This window comes from Candidatus Rickettsia kotlanii (genome assembly GCA_030295365.1).
GTDB classification, from domain to species: Bacteria; Pseudomonadota; Alphaproteobacteria; order Rickettsiales; family Rickettsiaceae; genus Rickettsia; species Rickettsia kotlanii.
The window spans coordinates 462,262-484,222 of record AP027062.1 but is presented as its reverse complement, the minus strand read 5'-3'; the positions used below and the strand labels follow the sequence as shown (position 1 = coordinate 484,222).

Genomic DNA, 21,961 nt, shown 5'->3' with positions numbered 1-21,961 from the left:
CGGGATGACACTAAATAGCTAATAATATAAACATACATTCACCTATGTCCCTACAAATTATCCAGTTATTATACTTAGTTGCAGCTGTTTGCTTTATTCTATCACTCAAATTCTTATCCTCACAGAAACAAGCACGTTTAGGCAGTACCATAGGTATTTTGGGGATGGCGATAGCAGTCGTCGTTACTTTTTTCCTACCGGATTTTGCCCATAAATTACCGATTATAGCAACCATATTATTAGGTGCTGTCATCGGCGGAATTATCGCACTTAAAATCTCCATGACGGCAATACCTCAATTAGTAGCGGGATTTCACTCTTTTGTCGGTCTTGCTGCGGTATTTGTAGCTTATGCTACAGTATTTGCTCCTGAAAATTTTTCTATAGGAATAGCAGGAAGTTTACCGATTAATGCATTAATGGAAATATCAGTAGGCATCTCTATCGGTGCTTTAACTTTTAGCGGTTCGATTATAGCTTTTCTAAAACTACAAGGCTTAATGAAAAGTAGCCCGTTAAAATTCTACAGTCAGCAATATATATGCTTATTAACGGCAATAATATTAGTTATTCTAATAATATTATTTATTCGTTCAGAGAATATATTTTTATTTCATCTAATAGTCTTTTTATCACTGCTAATCGGAGTATTACTAATAATACCGGTAGGCAGTGCAGATATGCCTGTTATAGTCTCAATGCTAAATTCTTATTCAGGTTTTGCGGCAGCAGGTATAGGCTTTACGCTTAGCAATAGCCTACTTATTATTACTGGAGCATTAGTCGGTAGTAGCGGAGCTATACTTAGCTATATGATGTGCAAAGCGATGAATCGCTCATTAATTAAGGTTATTTTTGGGGCATTTTTGCCTGCATCTACTGGAATTAATAAGGATGTAGACGACGATAAAATAGCAAAAACAAGCTGCCCTGAAGATGCGGCACATTTACTACTTAATACATCATCGGTGATAATTGTTCCCGGTTACGGTATGGCAGTAGCCCAGTCTCAGCATATCATAAAAGAAATGGTTGATATATTAGAACGTTCAGATATTAATGTACGTTTTGCCGTACATCCGGTAGCAGGTAGAATGCCGGGACATATAAATGTTTTACTTGCAGAAGCTAATATAGATTATGAGAAAGTACTTGAGCTTGAAGAAATTAATAGAGATTTCGCTACCACTGACGTAGTGCTTGTGATTGGGGCAAATGACGTAACTAATCCTGCTGCTAAAAATGATCCGAACAGTCCAATTTACGGTATGCCGGTACTCGATGTCGAAAAAGCACGTACGATTTTGTTTATTAAACGCTCTATGGCATCAGGATATGCAGGTATAAAAAATGAGTTATTTTATCACAATAATACTTTTATGTTATTCGGCGATGCTAAGAAAGTAGTTGAGGAGATAGTTAAGTTTCTAAATGCAGATTGACTTAAATAACTCTATTTGTTATAATTTCTTAAATTAAGCCAAAAAACTATCATGAATTCGCAAAAAACATTACCGTTTCTGCCAAAAGCCACGGCTATGTGGTTAATTGAAAATACTTCTTTAACTTTTAAACAAATTGCCGATTTTTGCGGTATTCATGAATTTGAAATAAAAGGTATGGCTGACGGTGAAGTAGCACAATCTATAAAAGGTTTAAATCCAATTGCAAACGGTCAGTTAACTTTAGAGGAAATTGAGCGTTGCAGTAAAGATCCTAATGCTAATTTACAAATTTCATATAGTCCTGCTGATGGATTGATGAAAAATCAGAAAAAACAGCGTGCTAAATACACTCCTATAGCAAGACGTCAAGATAAACCGGATGCTATATATTGGTTATTGTCTAATTATCCGAACATCCAAGACCATCAAATAATTAAATTAATAGGTACTACTAAAATTACTATAGATGCTATTAGAGCCCGTAGCCATTGGAATATGAATTCTATTCGTCCTCGTGATCCCGTATTACTAGGGATCTGTAGTCAAATAGACCTGAATAAAACAGTAGAAAGACTAAAGCCTACACAAAATCCTACAAAAGAATCATAAAATTATACTAACTGTTGTCTTGCGAAAAGCTTGCTTATGTGAATTATCTTTTGATTGTTCCCCCCTTGATCAGCGTTATTGCGTGGCTCGTTTATGTCATCCCTGTATAATCAGAACATCGCTGGATGGACCAAGTCTACTGTATCACCCCATGGCTTGACCCACGGGGCCCATAATAAAAAAATCTCAAATACTAATAATATGAGCATTTTAAACTAGATTCCGTGGTCAAGCCACGGAATGACAACGGATGTGTTTTTCAATCCATACTGACAATACTTTTCTTACAAACGGATTTTTTTATGGATTAGAAAAGTGATTATTGCCTAATAAATCGTTTATCGCTAGGTAAAGTATAACTTTTATCGGTAGAACGATAGGGACAAATATCAATTCCTCCACGCCTAGTATATACTACATAAATAGAAAGAAAATCAGGACTTATAGCATTTTTAATATCTGTAAAAATACGCTCAGCACACTGCTCTGCAAACTCATTATAATTTCTAAAAGATATTAAATATTTCAGAAAAGAATCATGTTTTAACTTTTTTCCTTTATATTTTATAACGATTGTACCCCAATCCGGTTGACCGGTTACTAGGCAATTTGATTTGAGTAAATTAGAATTAATCTCTTCTTCTACCAAAACATCTTCATACTCAATTAAACTATTATCGGGTGCACAGTAATTATTGCATACTATATCTAAATCATCGATATTTTTACCACTTGGAACACCAAATTTTACTTTTGTATTTATAGGAAATATACGTCCTGTTACTTTAGCGTGTGTAACATTACTTAGATCCTGTAAGATAATTCTTTCTAGTTCTTTTACTGATTCAACAACAAAGTTATTAAAAGAATTTAGATATAATTTAAATGATTTTGATTCTACTATATTTTCAGAATCCGTCGGTATATAAAAAGTGCCTATTCCAACCCATGGCTTACCGTTCGTATTAAGACAAGATAGTTCATATGTATTCCAAACATCTACACCGTAAAACGGAAGATTATTACTATTTATTCCAAGTTCGTTTCGATGATTTATACGTGGAATTTTAAATAATAAAGTCACATCATAACTATCTTTATAAGTACTTTTTTTACCAAGCAAAGAAGTAGATAAAGGCATTAATTATGCTCCTTGTGCTAAAATTTCTTTTTGTTGTAACTCATCATATTCTTTTAGCATATAACCACGCCCCCATACTGTGTCGATATAATCTCTACCGCCGGCAGCATCACTTAACTTTTTACGAAGTTTACAAATAAATACGTCAATAATTTTCATTTCTGGTTCATCAACACTACTATATAAGTGATTTAAGAACATTTCTTTAGTTAAGATAGTTCCTCTTCGGAGTATTAATAGCTCTAAAATAGCATATTCTTTGTTCGTCAAATGTACTTTTTTGCCGCCAACTTCTACACTTCTAGTATCTAGGTTTATGCTAACCTTATCAAACCTAAATACTGATGCTGCATGACCTTTAGAACGTCTAACTATAGCTTTAATTCTAGCAATTAATTCCTCTCTTACAAACGGCTTGGTTAGATAATCATCGGCTCCAGAAGAGAAACCAGTAATCTTTTGATACGTATCAGTTAAGCTAGATAAAATTAAGATTGGGGTTTTTATTTTTGCAGCACGCAATCTTAGTAATATCTCAAAACCATTAATATCCGGTAACATAAGGTCTAAGATTACTAGATCATAACCACCAACTTTACCAAGTCTTAAACCTTCTACACCAACTGAAGCTTTATCGCAAACTATCCCTTCTGAAGCTAAAGTCAGCTCAATTAAGTTAGCCATTTCCGGCTCGCCTTCAATTAACAAAACTCTCATTATTTTTCTCCATAAAATTCAATTTTTATATTGCGCTATAATTTACAGTTAATTATTGTTAACTAAACTATAATTTTTTATCTAATGCCTTATACGTTCATTAATAACATAAGTAAAGAATATTTAATCAAATTGATAAAACTTTTACTATTAAGCTTTATCTTAAGCTTTATCTGTGATTTAAAAACCATGGTACTTAAAACAAGATTTATTATAATTTTCTTAGTTTTGGTGCTCCGACATTTTCTTATGATATAAGGCGCCAAAATCTATAGGATCAATCATTAAAGGCTGGAATCCTGCATCTTGAGTACAGCTAGCTATAATTTTTCTGGCAAATGGAAATATCATTGCCGGACAATGAACAGATAATAAAACCGGATGTTGTTCAGAATCAATATTAATTAAATTAAATACTCCAGCATATTTTAATTCTATTTGAAATAATTTATATTTCTCATTTCTTGCAATTGCCTCGATATTTAACTCTACTTCATAGAAATTTTCTTCCGATAAATTAGTAATATTTATATCTAGAGATAGATCAATTTGAGGGCGTTGATCCAAAGCCGCAAGAGAAGACGGGGCAGAAGGATTCTCAAGAGATAAATCTTTTATATATTGTGCATTAACAGAAATATGCGGCATTGTCTCATTAGTATTGGTGTTTATTGTACTCATAAAAATCCTTATTAAAAATTTAATATAATTTCTACATAAAAAAGTTATGTTAGCGGTAAAGTTATGCCTACTTGTTTCATATATTTTCCTTGGCGATCGGCATATGAAGTATCACAAATTTGATCACTCTTTAAAAATAAAAACTGACAAGCTCCTTCATTTGCATATATTTTAGCAGGTAATGGAGTAGTATTAGAAAACTCTAAAGTTACATGTCCTTCCCACTCCGGTTCTAAAGGAGTTACATTTACTATTATACCGCATCTTGCATAAGTGGACTTGCCGACACAAATAACTAATATATCACGCGGTATTTTAAAATATTCTATAGTTCTGCCAAGGGCAAAGCTATTAGGTGGGATAATACACACATCTACTTCTCTATCAACTAAATTATATTCACTGAAATTTTTTGGATCAACCGTAGTAGAATTTATATTGGTGAATATTTTAAATTCATTAGATACTCTAGCATCATAGCCGTAAGAGGATAAGCCGTAAGAAATAATCTTTTCGTTATTATGCACTCTTACCTGCTTTTCTGCAAAAGGCCTTACCATACTTTGATTTATAACAGCTTCTTTTATCCACTTATCTGACATTATAGCCATAATCAAAACTTGATTTAATTAATATAAACTAATGATTATAACTCATAATTATTTACAATACAAAATTTTTCTTTAAAACTATAAGTCTGAGACTACTTGAATAATGATAGTGATAATAATACAACATTATATACTTGAAAATTAAATTATTATAAATTAAAATAGTTTTTTATTGTCAACCCTGAAAAATATTATTATATTGTAGTGTAGTTGATTTATATTTATTAATACTAAAAATTTATTTAAGTTGATAGGAGTTTTATTAAAGTGAAAAAATTATTATTAGCTACAAGTATTATTTGCCTTGCATCGGCTGGTCTTGCCAAAGAAAATCTAACACCTGTTATTTCTAATTCTGATACTGAAATAAAATTACAAGGATTCTATTTATTTGAAAGCGGTTATATTAAACAGGATCATTTAATTTTATTTGATAAAAATGTAACTGATAACAGGAAAAAGCTAGGGTTTTACACAGAAGCAGCATTTGCGGCCACTATTGCTAAAACTATCAATGATGTAATAGCAGGTGCTAAAATAGTGCTTCAGCCTACTACAAAAGCAAAAACCTCTGCAAGTTATAATGGATCACATATCTTTATTAAAACTAATTACGGTAAAGTAGAACTTGGCTCTCCTGCTGATGCAAGCTCTAAGTTGCGTATTACCGGTAATCAAGTAACTGCAGGCACCGGAGGATGGTCTAGATATGCTCTACTTGACGGTCAATATATGCGATATAACGGTTTAAAATTGGATTTTGATACTAACGCTAGCTTTTATCTTGCGTCATACTCTAATTCTTTTAATCAAATCAATGATAAAGCTGAGAGAGCTAGAAGATTGAATTTTTTCACGCCTAAAATGAAAGGCTTCCAAGCCGGAGTTTCTTATACTCCCGATACTGCTAATACAGGTGGTAATGGAGATATAAATAATTTAACGCTTGAAAAAAGCTCATGCAGAAACGGAGTTAGTGTTTCTAAAACCGGGATAAAGACGGTTAAATTAGAGAATAACGAAACCATGACTATTAATCAGAATGTTAGGGATGCTTTTTCTGCCGGCCTAACTTATGAACATGAAATTAGCGAAGATGCAGACTTAAGATTATCTGTCACCGGAGAATACGGTAAACCTGCTCGTCGTCTTATTCATGCTAAAATGGATGGAAATACAATTCAAGTGCTTAATACCCATAAGCTTTCTAATTTAAAAGCATATAATCTTGGGGCTGTATTTACTTACGGTAATTTCTCTTGTGGCGCTTCTTACGGTAATTTAGGTAAAAGCTTAACCGCTAAGGAATATTATAAAGTCGGTCGTGATACCTATTATTACAATGGAGCAGTTGCTTATGGACAAGGACCTATAAAAACAAGTCTTGAATATCTTAAAACTTCAAGATATAAAAACACCGTTGATGCTGTAAGCCTCGCTACTGAATATAAGGTCATGCCTGGTTTATTACCATATGCTGAAATTTCCCATTTCCAAGCTAAAGGTAAACCTATATATTACCCTGAAGCACCTAGTAAAACAACACGAGGTACTGTTGGTCTTATAGGTACAAAACTTAAATTTTAATTATTTACAAATTAATTGTCATTACTATTATAGTCAAGGCTTAGAGCAATCTTATGCCATGATTATTCCATTTTTTTAATTGAACTATGCTTAGCTTTTGTACTTCAAGTACAGGCGAACCTTGAAAAATTTATGCTATACTGCCTTTTAATTAAATAAAATTATACATTTTACTTTGTTTTTAGATATTGATTTTCTCTGATTACCGTATATTGTGACGCAATCATAATATATGATTTTTACTTTGTAAATGGATTAAAAGCATTTACAAGATATGCAACTGCCCCTAAACAAAAGACAGGGATTTTGAGGCAGAATTGAAGTTTTTTAATATGCAACAGGATAATTCTCTAAAGATATGTAACTCAGAACATCGAAAAACCAGCATCAGATGACAATGAAAATCTTTTCTCTATAAAATATGCTATTTTATACTCAATCTTTATTATAATTATGATGAAAATCTATTATTTTTTGGGAAGCCCATGGGAGGTAATTTACCGATACTACCTCTTTTGCCTAAAAATGCAACAATGTTTTTCTCAAGTTTTACTTTTCCATTGTTATTCCAACCTAAGCCATCTTCTTTATTGAATATTTTAATATCGAGAAGCTTAGCATTCTTAAATTTTTGCAGCGTTACACCTTGCCCTTTTTTCATTTCAGGTATTTCACCTATATTAAATACCAGTAATTTACGACTTTCACCGATACAAGCAACACTATCCCCGTTTACAGGTAAACAAGCTATACATACATGACCACTCGGTACATTCATAATTTGCTTTCCTGTTTTTGTTTGAGCCATTACTTCATTTGAATTAACTAAAAACCCCTTACCTACACTACTTGCAAGTAATAAAAGCTGATCAGGTTTATAGACTAAAATATTCGTAATATCGTTATTACCTATATCCACAAGTAGCTTTATAGATTCCCCTGTTCCTTTACCTTTGGAAATATTATCGGCAAGCAAAGTAAAAAATCTGCCTTCTGAACTAACTATTAATATTTTATCAGTCGTGTAAGCTTCTAAAATAAATTTTTCTGCATCACCTTCTTTATATTTGATAGTCGATAAATCGGTGTTATGACCTTTTAACGAACGCACCCACCCCATTTTTGAGCAGATAATAGTAATCGGCTCTCTAGTAATGAAAGCTGTTATATCAACTACTTGATTCGTAAGTGTTACTTCCTCAAAGCTTGTACGCCTTACTCCTATTACCGTATTTAATCCAAATTTCGTTTGTACTGTTTTGATTTCCTTTTTAACTATTTTCCATAGTTCTTTAGGATTATTTAGAATTTCTTCTAATATAGCTTGTTGCTTGTGCAAATTACTATGCTCATTAATAATTTCCTGTTCTTCAAGCTTGCGAAGCGAGCGAAGACGGGTATTTAATATCGCTTCGACTTGTATTTCGGTTAGTTTAAACCGCTCCATCATTATCGCTTTTGGCTCATCTTCTTCACGAATAATTTTAATTATCTCATCAAGATTTAGATAAGCTATCCTAAGGCCTTTTAGAATTTCTAAACGATGCTTGATTTTGTTTAAAAGATAAGTTGATCTGCGAGTAACAATATTTTGTCTATGATCTAGAAACTCTTGTAAAATCTCTAAAATATTCATTACTCTCGGCACGTTATTACTGCCGATCACATTCATATTTAACTGAATGCGGCTTTCTAAATTCGTTAGCTTGAATAGAGATTCCATAACTATTTGCGGATCACATCCCCGATCTCTCGGCTCTATAACCAACCTTATAATGTCTGTTGATTCATCTCTAATATTGCTAACAAGGGGAATTTTTTTACCCTTTAGTAATATTGCTATTTGTTCTATAAGTTTTGATTTCTGAACCTGATAAGGTATCTCGGTTACAACTATCTGATATGTACCGTAACTTAGCTCCTCTTTTTCCCATCTGCTTCTCACTCTAAGACTACCGCGTCCAGTAATATATGCAGCATTAATAACTTCAGCTTTATCAATAATTATGCCGCCGGTTGGGAAATCAGGACCTTTGATAAAATTCATTATATCGTTAATTTCAGCTTTCGGATGGTCGATTAAATGTATTAGAGCATCACAAAGCTCATGTAAATTATGCGGCGGTATATTGGTTGCCATACCGACTGCTATCCCTTCAGAACCATTAGCTAGTAAATTCGGAAAACTTGCCGGCATTATTACCGGTTCTAAATCGGAATCATCATAAGTAGGGCGAAAATCTACCGTATCTTTATCGATGTCCTCCATTAATAACATACATATGTCTGTCATACGTGATTCGGTATAACGCATAGCTGCTGCATTATCACCGTCGATAGAACCGAAATTACCCTGCCCATCGATTAAAGGATAACGCAACGAAAAATGCTGAGCAAGGCGTACTAAGGTATCATACACTGCCACATCACCGTGCGGGTGGTATTTACCTATTACATCACCGACCACCCTTGCACATTTCTTATAGCCAGCATTCGGCTCGAGCCTTAACTGTAGCATTGCGTATAATAACCTACGATGTACAGGCTTGAGTCCGTCACGTACGTCAGGAAGTGAACGTGACATAATTGTTGATAACGCATAAGCAAGATAACGCTCTGATAATGCATTACCAAAGTCAATATTTTCTATTTTAGCTTCTTTCATAAGTTATTTAGTTTTTATTTATCATCATTGCAAGCAGTCGTTGTTGCTTGGTTCTCTATGTCATTCCTGCGAAAACAGGAATCCAGAAAAAAAGTATAAGCACAGCAAATTCTTAAAATTAAAAGCTCGATTTATCTCATTTTATGATGAATTTCTGCTTTCACAGGAATGACATAAGAGTATACAAATATCACTTCAACACACAACTCTGCTTATTATAAGCTAATTTCTTACAAACCGCTTTAGCTTGACTAAGACTACCATAATCACCGGCTAAGATTAAATAGAAAAATTTGCCGTCATCACATTTAACTTTTTTGGTTGTGATAACAACATTTTTAAGAATTTTTGGGAATTGCTTTTTTATTCTTTCCCCTTCTTTCGTTGCTTCTGCTTCAGATTTTACCGAACCTAGTTGTACTTTATAACTTTCATTATTTTTACAATTTTTAGCATTACTAACCTTATCTTTACTTCCTTTTTCAAGCTTTATTATATTTAAATCCGTTTTATTTTCGGAGTTATTATTTGACTCTATTAATGCAACAAGGTTAGATATTTCATCAAAAGATTCATCGCTTTGACTTTGGTTACGAGAATCTATACTCATAGGTTTCTCAGGGTCAGGAAGTAATTTTACGGTTTTAATATTTGTATCTTTAGCAATAAGATTTTCATATATCGTACTATGTACTGCTGCTATTTGGTTATTTTCTATTATAGACGGTTTTATTTTTGTAGGCAGCTCATTAGGATAAATAGTAATTACCGGCTTGCTATCCTGATAATATTGATAACCAAAATAAATAGTGGATATACATACTAAAAATACTAGAAATATTTTAATAAAAATATTATTGATCATATTTAGTAATTTGATAATAGAAAAACGTCATTACGAGGGAAAATTGTAAGTTTTGACGAAGCACTCTCAGGAGTATTATTTCATGAGATTGCTACGCAGCCTACGGCTGCTCGCAATGCCGACTCGGCATCCACATAAGCAATACCTCCTTGCAATGACGATGAAAACCTAACTACATTTTGTTCATTGGTGCTACACCTATCACTTCGAGACCGCTAGCTATAACTTTCTGTATGGCACTTGCAAGAGCAAGGCGCGCTAGAGTTAATTCTTTATTGCTCTCAATTACAAATCTATAATCGCTATTTTCTTTACCGAAATTCCACATAGAATGAAATTTTGAGGCTAAATTTATTAAATAAAATGCGATGCGATGCGGTTCAAAATATTTTGCAGATGCTTCTAATGTTTTTGTCCAGCTAGCCAAAAGTTTTATAATCTCAATTTCTTCTTCAGAGGATAATAAAGATAAATCATACTTACCTGCTTCAAAGTTATCATAAGATTCAGGCATTAATTCTCTAGCTTTTGATAAAATAGATATCGTTCTCACATGTGCATATTGTACATAAAAGATAGGATTTTCTCTTGATTGTTCTTTCACTTTTACCAAATCAAAATCAAGTGGCTTATCATTTTGTCTAGTCAACATCATAAATCTTATGATATCTTTCCCCACCTCATGATTTACGTCTTGTACACTAGCAAAGCTCCCAAGACGTTTTGACATTTTAACCGGCACACCGTTTTCAACGAAATTGACCAATTGACAGATTTTAACGTCCACTTTAACCTGCTCCTTACCTAAAGCTTTAACTATTGCCTCAATTCTTTTAACATATCCACTATGATCGGCACCAAGTACATAAATTAAGTGATTCGCTCCCCGCTCTATTTTATCCTTAGCATATGCAAGATCAGAAGCAAAATAAGACCAACTTCCATCAGTTTTTTTTATAGGACGATCTTGACTATCACCGTACTGAGTAGATTTAAATAATTTTTGAACTCTATTATCCCACTCTTCATGAATTTTACCTTTAGGGGCAGGTAACGTACCTTCATAAATTAGCCCCATATGCTCCAGTAGTTTAACTGTTTCCTCTATCTTACCTTTATCATGCAATGATTGCTCAGAGAAAAATATATCATGCTTAATCCCTAAATCTGCTAAATCTTTTCTATTTAAATCAAGCATTTTTTCTACGGCAAAACTTTTGATTATTTTGAACCTTTCAGCACCGTTCATTTTTAATAATTTATTGCCGTATTCTTTCGCTAAAATTTGCCCAAGTGGAATTAAATACTCTCCCGGATATAACCCGGCAGGGATAGTAATTTGCTCACCTAAAATCTCTTTATAACGTAATAATACCGTACTAACTAAATCATTTATTTGTGAGCCTGCATCATTAACATAATATTCTTTTGTAACGGAATAACCTACCTTTTGCAAAATCCTTGCTAACACATCACCATATACCGCACCCCTAGCATGCCCTATATGCATTGGACCGGTGGGATTTGCCGAAACATATTCGATGTTAATATTTCTGCTTTTATCTATATCAATTTCAAAAAACTTTTCTTTATACTGTAAAATATCCTTTATTGATGCCTGCCAACTATCAGCTTTTATAGTAAAATTAATAAAACCCGGTCCTGCTATTTCTATACTTGCAATATAAGGTAATGTTATAAGGACTTCTTTAAATTTTAAAGCTACTTCCCGAGGAGCAATACTTTCTTTAGCTGCAATAATCATTGCAATATTACTTGATAAATCACCATTAAAACTATCTTTCGGTGTTTCAATAGTAGCAGTATTTGCTATTTCTTGATTATTATATAATTGCCTGCTTGCCACAATTATGTCTTGTTTCAATTGATTAAATATATTCATAATTATTAAATGTTATTAAAATTCAGCGAATAGAATTCTTACAAATGCTCGCTAATAAGGAGAAATTTGTAGGAGACACAGAACGCAGCACCGCAGCATACACTTTAGTACGTGAGGATGCGAGTACCAGAGCGACGCACAAATTACCCTGAGAAGCAAGTTATGTAGGAAGTCGAACAGAGCTGATTATATTCCTGAATGGCAAAACGGTCAGTCATCCCTGCTATATAATCAGCAACAACTCTAGCTTTACTATATGTTTCACTAGAGTCTATTAGCATTTTCCAATTAACCGGCAATAAATTAATATCATCCATATAAACCTTAAATAGACCTTGTACGATTTTAGTACATTTAAGGCTGATGGCCGTAATTTTATTACTTTTATAAACTCGCTCATGAAGAAACTTCTTAGTTTCCTTAATATTTTCATTAGTTTTTTCTGTAAAATCCACTATCTGATAATCCAAGTTACGTATCTCATCTATGTTAGTAATTTTTTCTTTATTTAAATTTTCTTTTGTTTGCCATAATAAATCGGTAATTAACTCATGTATTAGCTTACGTACTACCTCATAAATCAGACATGAGGAACTAATACCTTTAAATTTTGACTTGAGTTCAAAAACATGTTGATCAATATATTTAAGTTCAGCAAGACTATTAAAATCGATAATTTTAGCACCGATACTATCTTCCAAATCATGCGAAATATAGCTAATATCATCGGCAAGAGTTGCTATTTGAGCCTCTGCTGATGCATAGGTACTAAGTTCTAAATCATTTTGCTTATTATACTCTGCTATATATTCATTTATTTCGCCTAGTATAGGACCGTTATGTTTTACTATTCCTTCTAAAACTTCCCATGTTAAATTTACTCCATTATAAGCCGCATATCTTTTTTCAAGTAATGTTAGTATCTTTAAAGATTGAGCATTATGAGAAAAGCCGTTATACTCTCTCATACATTCATTTAAAGCCCGCTCTCCCGCATGACCGAAAGGCGTATGCCCAAGATCATGAGCAAGTGCTATTGTCTCAGCTAAATCATTTGATAAATTTAAAGTATTAGCGACCGAACGTGCAACAGTTGAAACCTCCAGAGAATGAGTTAGCCTATTTCTGTAATGATCTCCCTCGTGATTAATAAAAACTTGAGTTTTATATTGCAAACGCCTAAATGCATTAGTATGTATAATGCGATCACGATCACATTCAAACTCGTTTCTATAAGAGGTCGGGATTTCCTTATATAATCTTCCCCTACTTTTAAGAGGATTAGAAGCGTATGAAGCAAGCATCGTTATCCTTTATTTTGAAAGACATTGTTGTGTGATTCTAACTTTAGCGTCATTGTGAGGAAATTGCATAGCAATTGATGAAGCAATTTCAGGAGTTTGTTATTATTCCATGAGATTGCCACGCAGTAGCCTATAGCTGCTCGCAATGCCGATTGAGTATCCACATAACAAAGCCCACTTGAAAAATATCAAGATATACTATATAACTTATGAGACTTTTACAAGGTAATTTTAAGTGATGATAACAATTACGGATAGAGCTTTTGAACGGGTTTGCGAGTTAGTAAAGCTAGAAAAAGATAAGAATTTAGTACTGCGAGTTTCGGTTGATAGCGGCGGTTGCTCAGGACTTATGTATAATTACGAACTAGTCTCACAAGATAATATAGAGCAAGATGATTATGTCATTACTAAACATAATACTACAATTATTATTGACCCTATCTCTCAAAAATTTATGCTAGATTGCACTCTTGATTTTATAGAAGAGTTAGGCAGTTCATATTTCAACGTTAGTAATCCGCAAGCTAAAACAAAATGCGGCTGCGGCCATTCTTTCTCGGTGTAAATGCAAGTATTGCGAGTGGGCATTGTTATTACATCGCAACGTCAAACTTTTAATGTTAATCATTAGATTGCATAGTTGCTCCACCTACCTCAATTTCGTCCTTATTATCATAAGGAGGACGTTCTACTTCATTATTATTAACGTTATTATCTTTGTATTCTTCGTTATCTGAAGAATTACTATCTATGTTAATATAAACATGTTGTTCTTGGGCTTGTTGAGAGCTATTAAATTTTGTTTTAATGTTTCAGCTTGAGATTTTCTTAAATTTAGTTCTTGTCCTTTACATTGCTCCGTAGAGAGAATTTTAAGGCCTTGAGATTGTCTTATTAAATCATCACATACCAAAACTCCGCAGTCCGAAGTATTTCCTTATCTTTACTAATCACACCATACTTACCCAATGCCCATGTCCTGTATTAATCGGCATTTGTTTACTTCTTGTTGATCATTAGTCAATTGCTCATTTTTATTTTGTTGTACTTCTGGCCATTCCTTGGCTTGTGGCTCCGGCAATGAAACAAAATCATTTATTATAGTCTGTGTATCACTTAAAAATTTTGTTCTGTCAGCCTCTTTAGTAACTATACTCAGATCTTCCATCTTACCTTTATCAAGTATTGAGTGTATAAAAGCAGTATTGTCCTCCATCTCCGTACTATATGAACTTTTAACAATAATTTTTGTTCTTCTTGAGGGCTAGCTATACTTGCAGCCTTTAAATATTCAAAAGCCGCTAGAGGTAAAATTTGAAGTTATTTTTCTTTTGTAATTTTATCATATTTTTTTAGTTTGATAAGAATGGACTCTAGATTATCCAACTTTATCATACATGGACCGTCGCTTGGAGCGTTATCGGGGTCTTGATGTACTTCCATATACATACCGGCGATACCTACAGAAGTTGCTGCCTTTGCAAGTAACTCTACATATTTTCTTTCTCCGCCGGTACTGCTTCCTAGCCCACCCGGTTGCTGAACGGAATGTGTGGCATCAAAAACTACAGGTACATTTAACTCTGCCATTATTGCAAGACTACGCATATCAGACACCAAGTTATTATAGCCAAAACATGCTCCTCGCTCTGTAAATAATATATCCTTTACTCCAAAAGCTTCTAGTTTTGTTTGTACATTTTTCATATCCCACGGAGCTAGAAACTGTCCTTTTTTTACTTTTACTATTTTACCTGTTTTTGCTGCAGCTTGAAGTAAGTCGGTTTGTCTACATAAAAATGCCGGAATTTGTAAAATATCTGCTACTTCGGCTGTTTCAGTACATTGACTCTTTGAATGAACATCAGTAACAATAGGGCAATTGAATTCAGATTTTACTTTTGATAAAATTTCTAAACCTTTCTCAATACCAAGTCCTCTAATCCCATGTACGGAAGTTCTATTAGCTTTATCAAAAGAAGATTTATAAATAAATGGAATCTCAAGCTTGCTAGTTAATTTAACAAGTTTTTCTGCCATAAACAACGCATGATCTTTTCCTTCAATCTGACAAGGCCCTGTAATTAGAACAAACGGTAAATCATTTCCTATTTTGATATTGTTAAGTTTTACTACTTTTTGCATAATTCTTAGATTTAATTAATTGAATGAGGTACGGATTAGTGTTTCTCTGTTATATCAGGTACTGGTTCATTTTCTATTAATTATTAGTGTATAATATTTTTCTTTTATTGTCGTTAAATCATAACTACCATGATAACAACCTTCTAGGTTAATAATTTTTTTTAAATAAAAATTTATCTGCTCTGTTTCTAACGGTTCATCTATATTTTTTACAATAGACGACTTAATATTAATTAAATACGCTTTTATTTTTTTTAATTCTTTAATAATTATAAAAATATCATGCGGTTTTGTTACCAATATTCCTACAAACAAAATTAATAATATTTGCGTTAAAGACATATTTATATTAATTTCTTATGTTTATATTTTGGATTTAAAATACTTTCCCTGTTAGTACTTAGCATATATTCATGATAATCTTGATAATTTCCTTCAAACCATGTAGCATTATTTTCTTTATCATATGATATAATATGAGTGGTTATTCTATCTAAAAACCACCTATCATGACTAATCACTAATACACAACCTGCAAAATCTAAAATAGCATCTTCAAGTGCTCTTAACGTATCAATATCTAAATCATTAGACGGCTCATCTAATAATATAACATTTGTTCCTTCTTTTAGTAATTTTGCCAAATGTACTCTGTTACGTTCTCCACCTGAAAGTTGTCCAACTTTTTTTTGTTGATTACCACCTCTAAAATTAAAAGCTGCACAATAAGCTCTACTTTTAATTATTCTATTACCAATTTGTAATTCATCTAGACCTTCTGAAATTTCTTCCCATACAGTCTTATTATCATCTAAATGATCCCGTGATTGATCGACATAACCCAATTTTACCGTTTGACCAATTTTAATAGAACCACTATCTGGAATTATTTTACCTGTAATCATATTAAACAAAGTAGACTTACCTGCTCCATTCGGTCCAATAATTCCTACAATAGCTCCACGTGGAACTTTAAAACTAAAATCTGATAATAATATTTTATTATTAAATTTTTTAGCTATATGTTCTGCTTCAATAATAAAATCACCTAAACGAGGTCCGTTAGGTATAATTATTTGAGTAGGATCAGTTTTTTGTTCTTGTTGTTTATTTAATAACTCTTGATATGCTGTAATACGTGCTTTATTTTTTGATTGTCTAGCTTTTGGAGTTTGACGAATCCATTCAAGTTCACGATTCAATTGTTTTTTTCTATCATCGTCTTCTTTACTTTCTAAAGCTAATTTTTTTTGCTTCTGCTCAAGCCAAGAACTATAATTTGATTCCCACGGTATACAATTTCCACGATCCATTTCTAATATCCATTCTGTAACATTATCTAAAAAATAACGATCATGGGTAATTACTATTACAGTACCTTCATAATGCTTTAAATAATCCTCAAGCCACGAAACTGATTCTGCATCTAAATGATTTGTAGGTTCATCAAGTAACAACATATCAGGTTTCTCTAAAAGCAATTTACATAAAGCTACTCTTCTTTTTTCTCCACCGGAAATTTTTGTAATATCTGCTTCTTTTGGTGGGCAACGTAAAGCAAGCATTGCGATCTCTATTTCACGTTCTAGATTCCATCCATCACAATTGTCTATTTTTTCTTGCAATTCTGCTTGTTTATCAAAAAGCTTTTGCATTTCTTCATCAGTGATTTCAGCAGCAAATTTGTTACTTATATAATTAAATTCATCAATAAGTTTTTTCTTTTCATGAAGACCTTTTATGATATTATCAAAAACATTTTTACTAGCATCAAGATACGGTTCTTGAGGTAAATATCCTATTTTTATACCCATTTTAGCCGTTGCTTTACCTTCAAACTCTTTATCAATACCTGCCATTATTTTTAATAAAGTCGATTTGCCTGCTCCATTTGGACCTATTATACCGATTTTAGCTTTTGGTAAAAATGATAAATTTGTTTCTTTTAAAATTTGTTTACCATTTATAATTTTGCTTAAACCAACCATTTCATAAACATATTGATATGACATAAATTACTTATTTCCTTATATTATTATTTTACACCGATATATATTTACTACTGTATTGTATGAATTTATTGCTCTATGATCATATAATTCAAAATCAGACATTGTAATTTGTAATTTCTATCATTGTTTTTCTCGCTTAGATATTTATCTTAAGAAATAAAATACTGTATATATACTTTAATTTTAGCAGCTTAAGGATTGTGTATACTTTTATACTTATAATTTTTCCATATACATTTTAATTTAATTTTAATAATATCAAGTCTAATTCTTCCAAATCTTTATAATGAAATATTAATTTTCCACCTAGTGGATAATTTTCTATTGTTATTTTTATACCAAATTTTTCTGATAAAACTTTTACTAATAATTCTAGATCATTATCCGTAGCGTTGTCCTTTAAAAAACGCTTTCCTATTTTGTTATTATTTTTAGGGGATTTTGTATACTTATACCATTGTCTTACTAGTTCTTCTGTTTGACGTACATTTAAATCATTATTTATAATATGGTCGGCTATTACTTCTGCATGTTCATGATTTATTAAACACCGAGCTTGCCCCATACTTAGTATATTTTTATTTACTTTATCTTGAATAGACTGCGGCAAATTATTAAGCCTTAATAAATTAGCTATATGACTACGACTTTTACCAAGCCTTTCAGCTAATTTTTCTGCCGTGTAATTAAAATTTTCTATTAAATATTTAAAGCCACGAGCTTCTTCCATCACTGTTAAATCAGTTCTTTGTATGTTCTCAATTAATGCTATTTCTATACTCTCTCTAGCATCTAAATTTTTTATAATTACCGGTATCTCTAAAACTTGTGCTAATTTACATGCACGCCAACGTCGCTCTCCTGCTATAATTTGGAAATTATTATCAACAATAATAGGCTGTAATAAACCATTATTCAATATAGAATCTGCTAATTCTTTTATTTTATCATATTCAAAGTTTTTTCTAGGCTGATTCTCGTTTGGTCTTATTTTATCAATATTTATTATTTGTACTATTTCTGATTCTATAGAAATCACTTCTTCTCCAAGTAATGAAGATAATCCTCTTCCTAGTCCTTTATTTTTCGCCATATCTTTCTAAGATTTCTTTTGTAAGTTCTATATATGCAACTGCTCCCGAACATTTATAATCATATACAATAGCCGGCTTCCCATATGAAGGAGCTTCAGATAGTTTAATATTTCTTGGAATAACGGTTTTAAATACTAATTCTCCTAAGCATTTTCTAACATCATCTTCTACTTGTTCAGTTAAACGATTACGCTTATCATACATTGTAAATAATATACCTGCAATCTTTATCTTAGGATTTAATTTTTTCTCTACAATTTCAATTGTTTTTAGCAAATGACTTAATCCTTCTAAAGAATAAAAATCACATTGCATTGGAATCAGTACTTCATCGCTTGCAACTAAAGCGTTTACCGTTAATAAATTTAATGAAGGAGGGCAATCAATAATTATATAATCATATAATATTTTTATTTCTGCCAATAGCTTCATTAAAATATATTCTCGGTCTTTTAATTTTGTTAAGTCTAATTCAGCTGCAGATAGATTAGTGTTTGAAGTAATTATTTCTAAATTTGGTATATCTGTAGAAATTATTGCATCTTGTAATTCTATTAAATTTATTAATACTTGATATATAGTATTTTTGCGTTGTTGCTGACTAATTCCAAAACCGGTACTACTATTCCCTTGAGGATCAAGATCTATAACTAAAATTTTTTTATTTACAGCAGCAAAGGCTGTAGCTAAATTTACAGTAGTTGTAGTTTTAGCTACCCCTCCTTTTTGATTAACAATAGCAATTACTTTCATATCATTTTTGCTAAATTACTAACTTCTAGAATTTTCCCTTCTTCACAAGTAATACTTTGATGTATTAAATAATCAAATAACCATCTCTCTTTAGCTTCTACTATTTCATTTAAATAATTTTTTCCTTTTAATAACAAAAATTTTTCTCGTACTGAAATATTTTTTATGCAATTAAATATTGTATTGAAGTTAGAGAAAGCCCTACAAGTTAATATACTACAATCTATTTCTACTTTTTCTATTCTTTGATTGATTATTTGTATGTTATTATTTGATATCTTTGATGCTTTTTCTAAAAATATACATTTACGTAAATCAGCTTCTATTAAACTTACTTGCGCTACCCCCGCTATAGATAATACTATACCAGGCAAACCGGAACCGCTTCCTATATCAACCAAATGTATTTCTTTATTATCAATATATTGTATTAATTGTAATGAGTCTAATATATGACGTTGCCAAAAATTATGTATAGTATTATCCGATACAAGATTGATTGATTTATTCCATTTTTTAACTAACTTTTGAAAAATTTCTAACTTTTCAATTATTTCACGTGGAACTTCCATCACTATATTTAGTTTTTAAATAAATTATAATAGCCGTAATTGCTGCAGGTGTAATCCCTGAAATTCGACGTGCTACACCAATAGTAGTAGGTTTATGGGAAGAAAGTTTTTCCTGTATCTCTAATGATATACTTGGTATTTTAAAATAGTCAATATCTCTAGGTATGAACTGCGCCTCTTCACTTTGAAATAAATTAATATCTGCGTGTTGTCTAGTTAAATATGAAGCATATTTTGCTTCAATATAGAGTAATTGCAAAATGTTATTATTTTGTATTTCTTTAAGCATAGGAAAAATTTTAATAGCTTGTTCAACATTAAAATTAGGTATTTTAAATAAGTCTAATACTGTTTTATATGTACCATCCTGTGCAACCTGTATACCCATTTTAGCAAGTTTACTAGTAGTTAAAGACAAGGTATTTAATAATGATTTTATTTTTTCTATATCTTCACATTTTTTTGTGAATATTTTTTTACGTTTTTCTGATACGACTCCAATTTTCATCCCTAATTCCGTTAAACGTAAATCAGAGTTATCTACCCTTAAAGATAATCTATATTCTGAGCGAGAAGTAAACATACGATAAGGTTCTATAGTACCAAATGTTGTTAAATCGTCAATCATTACTCCAATATAACTATTTGCTCTTGTTAATATAAACGGCGCTTGATCTTTTACTGCTAAAGCAGCATTTATACCGGCTACTATACCTTGCCCTGCGGCTTCCTCATACCCTGTAGTACCGTTAATTTGCCCGGCCAAATACAATCCAGCTATTTTTTTTGTCTCTAGCGTAACACTTATTTCACGTGGATCAACATAATCATATTCTATAGCATAACCTGGACGTAAAACTTTTACATTTTCTAATCCTGGTATTGTTTTCATTAATTTATGTTGTACATCTTCAGGTAAAGAAGTAGAAATACCGTTTGGATAAATCGTATAATCATCTAACCCTTCAGGTTCTAAAAATATACGATGTTCTGATTTTGTACTAAATTTGACTATTTTATCTTCAATAGAAGGACAATATCGCGGTCCTATTCCTTCTATTTGCCCTGAATACATTGCAGATTTATCAAGATTCTCACGTATAATATCATGAGTTTCTGAGGTTGTTTTTGTGATAAAACAATTTATCTGAGAAACATTAACAATATTTGTTAATTCAGAAAAAGGACGAGGAATTTTATCGCCGGGTTGTACAATTGTTTTACTATAATCAATAGTACGTCCATCAATTCGAGGCGGTGTACCTGTTTTTAAACGAGCCAGTTTAAAACCTATTTGTTTTAATGTATTTGATAATCCATACGAAGGCTCTTCATCTACTCTACCGGCAGGGATTTTTTTTTGTCCAATATGAATAAGACCTGATAGGAAAGTACCTGTAGTTAATATAATTTTTTGACAAAGAATTTTGCTACCATTATTTAAAATAACCGCTTCAATTTTAGAAGATTTAATTTCTATACCTTCCACTTTTCCATATAATATATCTAGATTAGGATAATTTGTTAATATTTGATACATCGCTTTTTTATAAAGCTTTCGATCAGCTTGAGCTCTAGGTCCCCAAACTGCGGGTCCTCTAGTCTCATTCAGTATTTTATAATGTATACCGGCTTGGTCTATAACATAACCCATTAACCCATCAAGTGCATCGATTTCTTTAACTAATGTGCCTTTCGCAATGCCACCAATTGCTGGATTGCAAGACATCTCGCCTAAATTTTCCGGTTTTAACGTAATTAAGAGAGTAGGAACTCCAAGACGTGCAGAAGCGGCAGCTGCTTCTACGCCTGCATGTCCACCGCCTATAACTATTACGTCATATTTTAGCATTA

General features: G+C 32.0%; 20 protein-coding genes and 2 pseudogenes. 5 read left to right on the top strand and 17 right to left on the bottom strand.

Annotated features, from left to right (window positions below):
• Positions 1-44 precede the first annotated feature (44 nt).
• Together QUD19_RS02750 and QUD19_RS02745 are read left to right on the top strand one after the other, a co-directional pair.
• The gene (locus tag QUD19_RS02750) at positions 45-1,442 is read left to right on the top strand and encodes an NAD(P)(+) transhydrogenase (Re/Si-specific) subunit beta (protein ID WP_498808541.1); all 1,398 of its coding nucleotides are present in this window, start codon (positions 45-47) and stop codon (positions 1,440-1,442) included.
• Positions 1,443-1,493: 51 nt separating this feature from the next.
• Positions 1,494-2,054, top strand: a complete 561-nt coding sequence (locus tag QUD19_RS02745; RefSeq protein WP_498808540.1) for a cell cycle transcriptional regulator TrcR — start codon at positions 1,494-1,496, stop codon at positions 2,052-2,054.
• 319 nt (positions 2,055-2,373) lie between these two features.
• Here QUD19_RS02745 and queF read toward each other — a convergent pair whose 3' ends face one another.
• The 4 genes from queF to dcd form a co-directional block, all read right to left on the bottom strand.
• Positions 2,374-3,195 (bottom strand): NADPH-dependent 7-cyano-7-deazaguanine reductase QueF, encoded by an 822-nt coding sequence (gene queF, locus QUD19_RS02740; protein WP_498808539.1) that lies wholly within the window; start codon positions 3,193-3,195, stop codon positions 2,374-2,376.
• 3 nt (positions 3,196-3,198) lie between these two features.
• The gene (gene ctrA / locus QUD19_RS02735; RefSeq protein WP_498808538.1) at positions 3,199-3,912 is read right to left on the bottom strand and encodes a response regulator transcription factor CtrA; all 714 of its coding nucleotides are present in this window, start codon (positions 3,910-3,912) and stop codon (positions 3,199-3,201) included.
• 222 nt (positions 3,913-4,134) lie between these two features.
• Positions 4,135-4,593 carry a protein-export chaperone SecB gene (secB, locus tag QUD19_RS02730; RefSeq protein WP_498808537.1) on the bottom strand — a complete coding sequence of 153 codons (459 nt, stop codon included), beginning with the start codon at positions 4,591-4,593 and terminating at the stop codon, positions 4,135-4,137.
• A 44-nt stretch (positions 4,594-4,637) separates the two neighbouring features.
• Complete coding sequence (gene dcd, locus QUD19_RS02725; protein ID WP_498808535.1) at positions 4,638-5,204, bottom strand: dCTP deaminase; 567 nt, start codon at positions 5,202-5,204, stop codon at positions 4,638-4,640.
• Positions 5,205-5,471: 267 nt separating this feature from the next.
• Between dcd and QUD19_RS02720 the strand changes: the two genes are divergently transcribed.
• Positions 5,472-6,791 carry a porin gene (locus QUD19_RS02720; RefSeq protein WP_498808534.1) on the top strand — a complete coding sequence of 440 codons (1,320 nt, stop codon included), beginning with the start codon at positions 5,472-5,474 and terminating at the stop codon, positions 6,789-6,791.
• Between the two features lie 451 nt (positions 6,792-7,242).
• Here the strand turns inward: QUD19_RS02720 and parC are convergent, their stop codons facing one another.
• From parC to argS, 3 genes are all read right to left on the bottom strand, one after another.
• Complete coding sequence (gene parC, locus QUD19_RS02715) at positions 7,243-9,456, bottom strand: DNA topoisomerase IV subunit A (RefSeq protein ID WP_498808532.1); 2,214 nt, start codon at positions 9,454-9,456, stop codon at positions 7,243-7,245.
• 190 nt (positions 9,457-9,646) lie between these two features.
• Entirely contained in the window at positions 9,647-10,321 is a 675-nt protein-coding gene (locus QUD19_RS02710) for an SPOR domain-containing protein (RefSeq protein WP_498808531.1), read from the bottom strand.
• A gap of 172 nt (positions 10,322-10,493) precedes the next feature.
• Positions 10,494-12,224 (bottom strand): arginine--tRNA ligase, encoded by a 1,731-nt coding sequence (gene argS / locus QUD19_RS02705; protein ID WP_498808530.1) that lies wholly within the window; start codon positions 12,222-12,224, stop codon positions 10,494-10,496.
• A gap of 44 nt (positions 12,225-12,268) precedes the next feature.
• Here argS and QUD19_RS02700 point away from each other — a divergent pair, with 44 nt between their 5' ends.
• A complete protein-coding gene (locus QUD19_RS02700; protein ID WP_498808529.1) occupies positions 12,269-12,376 on the top strand; it encodes a palindromic element RPE1 domain-containing protein in 108 nt (35 codons plus the stop codon).
• On the opposite strand, the gene QUD19_RS02695 is transcribed toward QUD19_RS02700, so the two are convergent.
• Positions 12,368-13,528 carry a deoxyguanosinetriphosphate triphosphohydrolase gene (locus QUD19_RS02695; RefSeq protein WP_498808527.1) on the bottom strand — a complete coding sequence of 387 codons (1,161 nt, stop codon included), beginning with the start codon at positions 13,526-13,528 and terminating at the stop codon, positions 12,368-12,370. The genes QUD19_RS02700 and QUD19_RS02695 overlap by 9 nt on opposite strands.
• 235 nt (positions 13,529-13,763) lie before the next feature.
• Here QUD19_RS02695 and QUD19_RS02690 point away from each other — a divergent pair, with 235 nt between their 5' ends.
• Complete coding sequence (locus QUD19_RS02690; protein WP_498808526.1) at positions 13,764-14,096, top strand: iron-sulfur cluster assembly accessory protein; 333 nt, start codon at positions 13,764-13,766, stop codon at positions 14,094-14,096.
• Between the two features lie 183 nt (positions 14,097-14,279).
• On the opposite strand, the gene QUD19_RS02685 is transcribed toward QUD19_RS02690, so the two are convergent.
• The 9 genes and pseudogenes from QUD19_RS02685 to mnmG form a co-directional block, all read right to left on the bottom strand.
• The gene (locus QUD19_RS02685; RefSeq protein WP_498808525.1) at positions 14,280-14,444 is read right to left on the bottom strand and encodes a hypothetical protein; all 165 of its coding nucleotides are present in this window, start codon (positions 14,442-14,444) and stop codon (positions 14,280-14,282) included.
• Positions 14,445-14,492: 48 nt separating this feature from the next.
• A pseudogene (locus QUD19_RS02680) lies at positions 14,493-14,851 on the bottom strand (hypothetical protein); the annotation flags it as partial.
• A complete protein-coding gene (gene kdsA / locus QUD19_RS02675; protein WP_498808524.1) occupies positions 14,852-15,676 on the bottom strand; it encodes a 3-deoxy-8-phosphooctulonate synthase in 825 nt (274 codons plus the stop codon).
• A 35-nt stretch (positions 15,677-15,711) separates the two neighbouring features.
• Positions 15,712-16,018: pseudogene (locus tag QUD19_RS02670) on the bottom strand (DUF2672 domain-containing protein).
• Positions 16,019-16,020: 2 nt separating this feature from the next.
• Positions 16,021-17,688, bottom strand: a complete 1,668-nt coding sequence (gene ettA, locus QUD19_RS02665; RefSeq protein WP_498808523.1) for an energy-dependent translational throttle protein EttA — start codon at positions 17,686-17,688, stop codon at positions 16,021-16,023.
• A 238-nt stretch (positions 17,689-17,926) separates the two neighbouring features.
• The gene (locus QUD19_RS02660; RefSeq protein ID WP_498808522.1) at positions 17,927-18,781 is read right to left on the bottom strand and encodes a ParB/RepB/Spo0J family partition protein; all 855 of its coding nucleotides are present in this window, start codon (positions 18,779-18,781) and stop codon (positions 17,927-17,929) included.
• A complete protein-coding gene (locus QUD19_RS02655) occupies positions 18,768-19,535 on the bottom strand; it encodes a ParA family protein (RefSeq protein WP_498808521.1) in 768 nt (255 codons plus the stop codon). The genes QUD19_RS02660 and QUD19_RS02655 overlap by 14 nt, the downstream gene beginning before the upstream one ends.
• Entirely contained in the window at positions 19,532-20,110 is a 579-nt protein-coding gene (rsmG, locus tag QUD19_RS02650) for a 16S rRNA (guanine(527)-N(7))-methyltransferase RsmG (protein WP_498808520.1), read from the bottom strand. Before rsmG ends, QUD19_RS02655 begins: the two co-directional genes overlap by 4 nt.
• Positions 20,091-21,959, bottom strand: coding sequence for a tRNA uridine-5-carboxymethylaminomethyl(34) synthesis enzyme MnmG (gene mnmG / locus QUD19_RS02645; RefSeq protein ID WP_498808519.1), 1,869 nt, complete (start codon positions 21,957-21,959; stop codon positions 20,091-20,093). The genes rsmG and mnmG overlap by 20 nt, the downstream gene beginning before the upstream one ends.
• Positions 21,960-21,961 lie beyond the last annotated feature (2 nt).

Coding starts and splice junctions, on each gene's coding strand:
- parC (WP_498808532.1), bottom strand. CDS start 9,456: ATGAAAGAAGCTAAAATAGAAAATATTGACTTTGGTAATGCATTATCA.
- argS (WP_498808530.1), bottom strand. CDS start 12,224: ATGAATATATTTAATCAATTGAAACAAGACATAATTGTGGCAAGCAGG.
- QUD19_RS02700 (WP_498808529.1), top strand. CDS start 12,269: ATGCTCGCTAATAAGGAGAAATTTGTAGGAGACACAGAACGCAGCACC.
- ctrA (WP_498808538.1), bottom strand. CDS start 3,912: ATGAGAGTTTTGTTAATTGAAGGCGAGCCGGAAATGGCTAACTTAATT.
- QUD19_RS02710 (WP_498808531.1), bottom strand. CDS start 10,321: ATGATCAATAATATTTTTATTAAAATATTTCTAGTATTTTTAGTATGT.
- QUD19_RS02695 (WP_498808527.1), bottom strand. CDS start 13,528: ATGCTTGCTTCATACGCTTCTAATCCTCTTAAAAGTAGGGGAAGATTA.
- QUD19_RS02750 (WP_498808541.1), top strand. CDS start 45: ATGTCCCTACAAATTATCCAGTTATTATACTTAGTTGCAGCTGTTTGC.
- secB (WP_498808537.1), bottom strand. CDS start 4,593: ATGAGTACAATAAACACCAATACTAATGAGACAATGCCGCATATTTCT.
- kdsA (WP_498808524.1), bottom strand. CDS start 15,676: ATGCAAAAAGTAGTAAAACTTAACAATATCAAAATAGGAAATGATTTA.
- QUD19_RS02655 (WP_498808521.1), bottom strand. CDS start 19,535: ATGAAAGTAATTGCTATTGTTAATCAAAAAGGAGGGGTAGCTAAAACT.
- QUD19_RS02660 (WP_498808522.1), bottom strand. CDS start 18,781: ATGGCGAAAAATAAAGGACTAGGAAGAGGATTATCTTCATTACTTGGA.
- dcd (WP_498808535.1), bottom strand. CDS start 5,204: ATGGCTATAATGTCAGATAAGTGGATAAAAGAAGCTGTTATAAATCAA.
- ettA (WP_498808523.1), bottom strand. CDS start 17,688: ATGTCATATCAATATGTTTATGAAATGGTTGGTTTAAGCAAAATTATA.
- queF (WP_498808539.1), bottom strand. CDS start 3,195: ATGCCTTTATCTACTTCTTTGCTTGGTAAAAAAAGTACTTATAAAGAT.
- mnmG (WP_498808519.1), bottom strand. CDS start 21,959: ATGCTAAAATATGACGTAATAGTTATAGGCGGTGGACATGCAGGCGTA.
- QUD19_RS02745 (WP_498808540.1), top strand. CDS start 1,494: ATGAATTCGCAAAAAACATTACCGTTTCTGCCAAAAGCCACGGCTATG.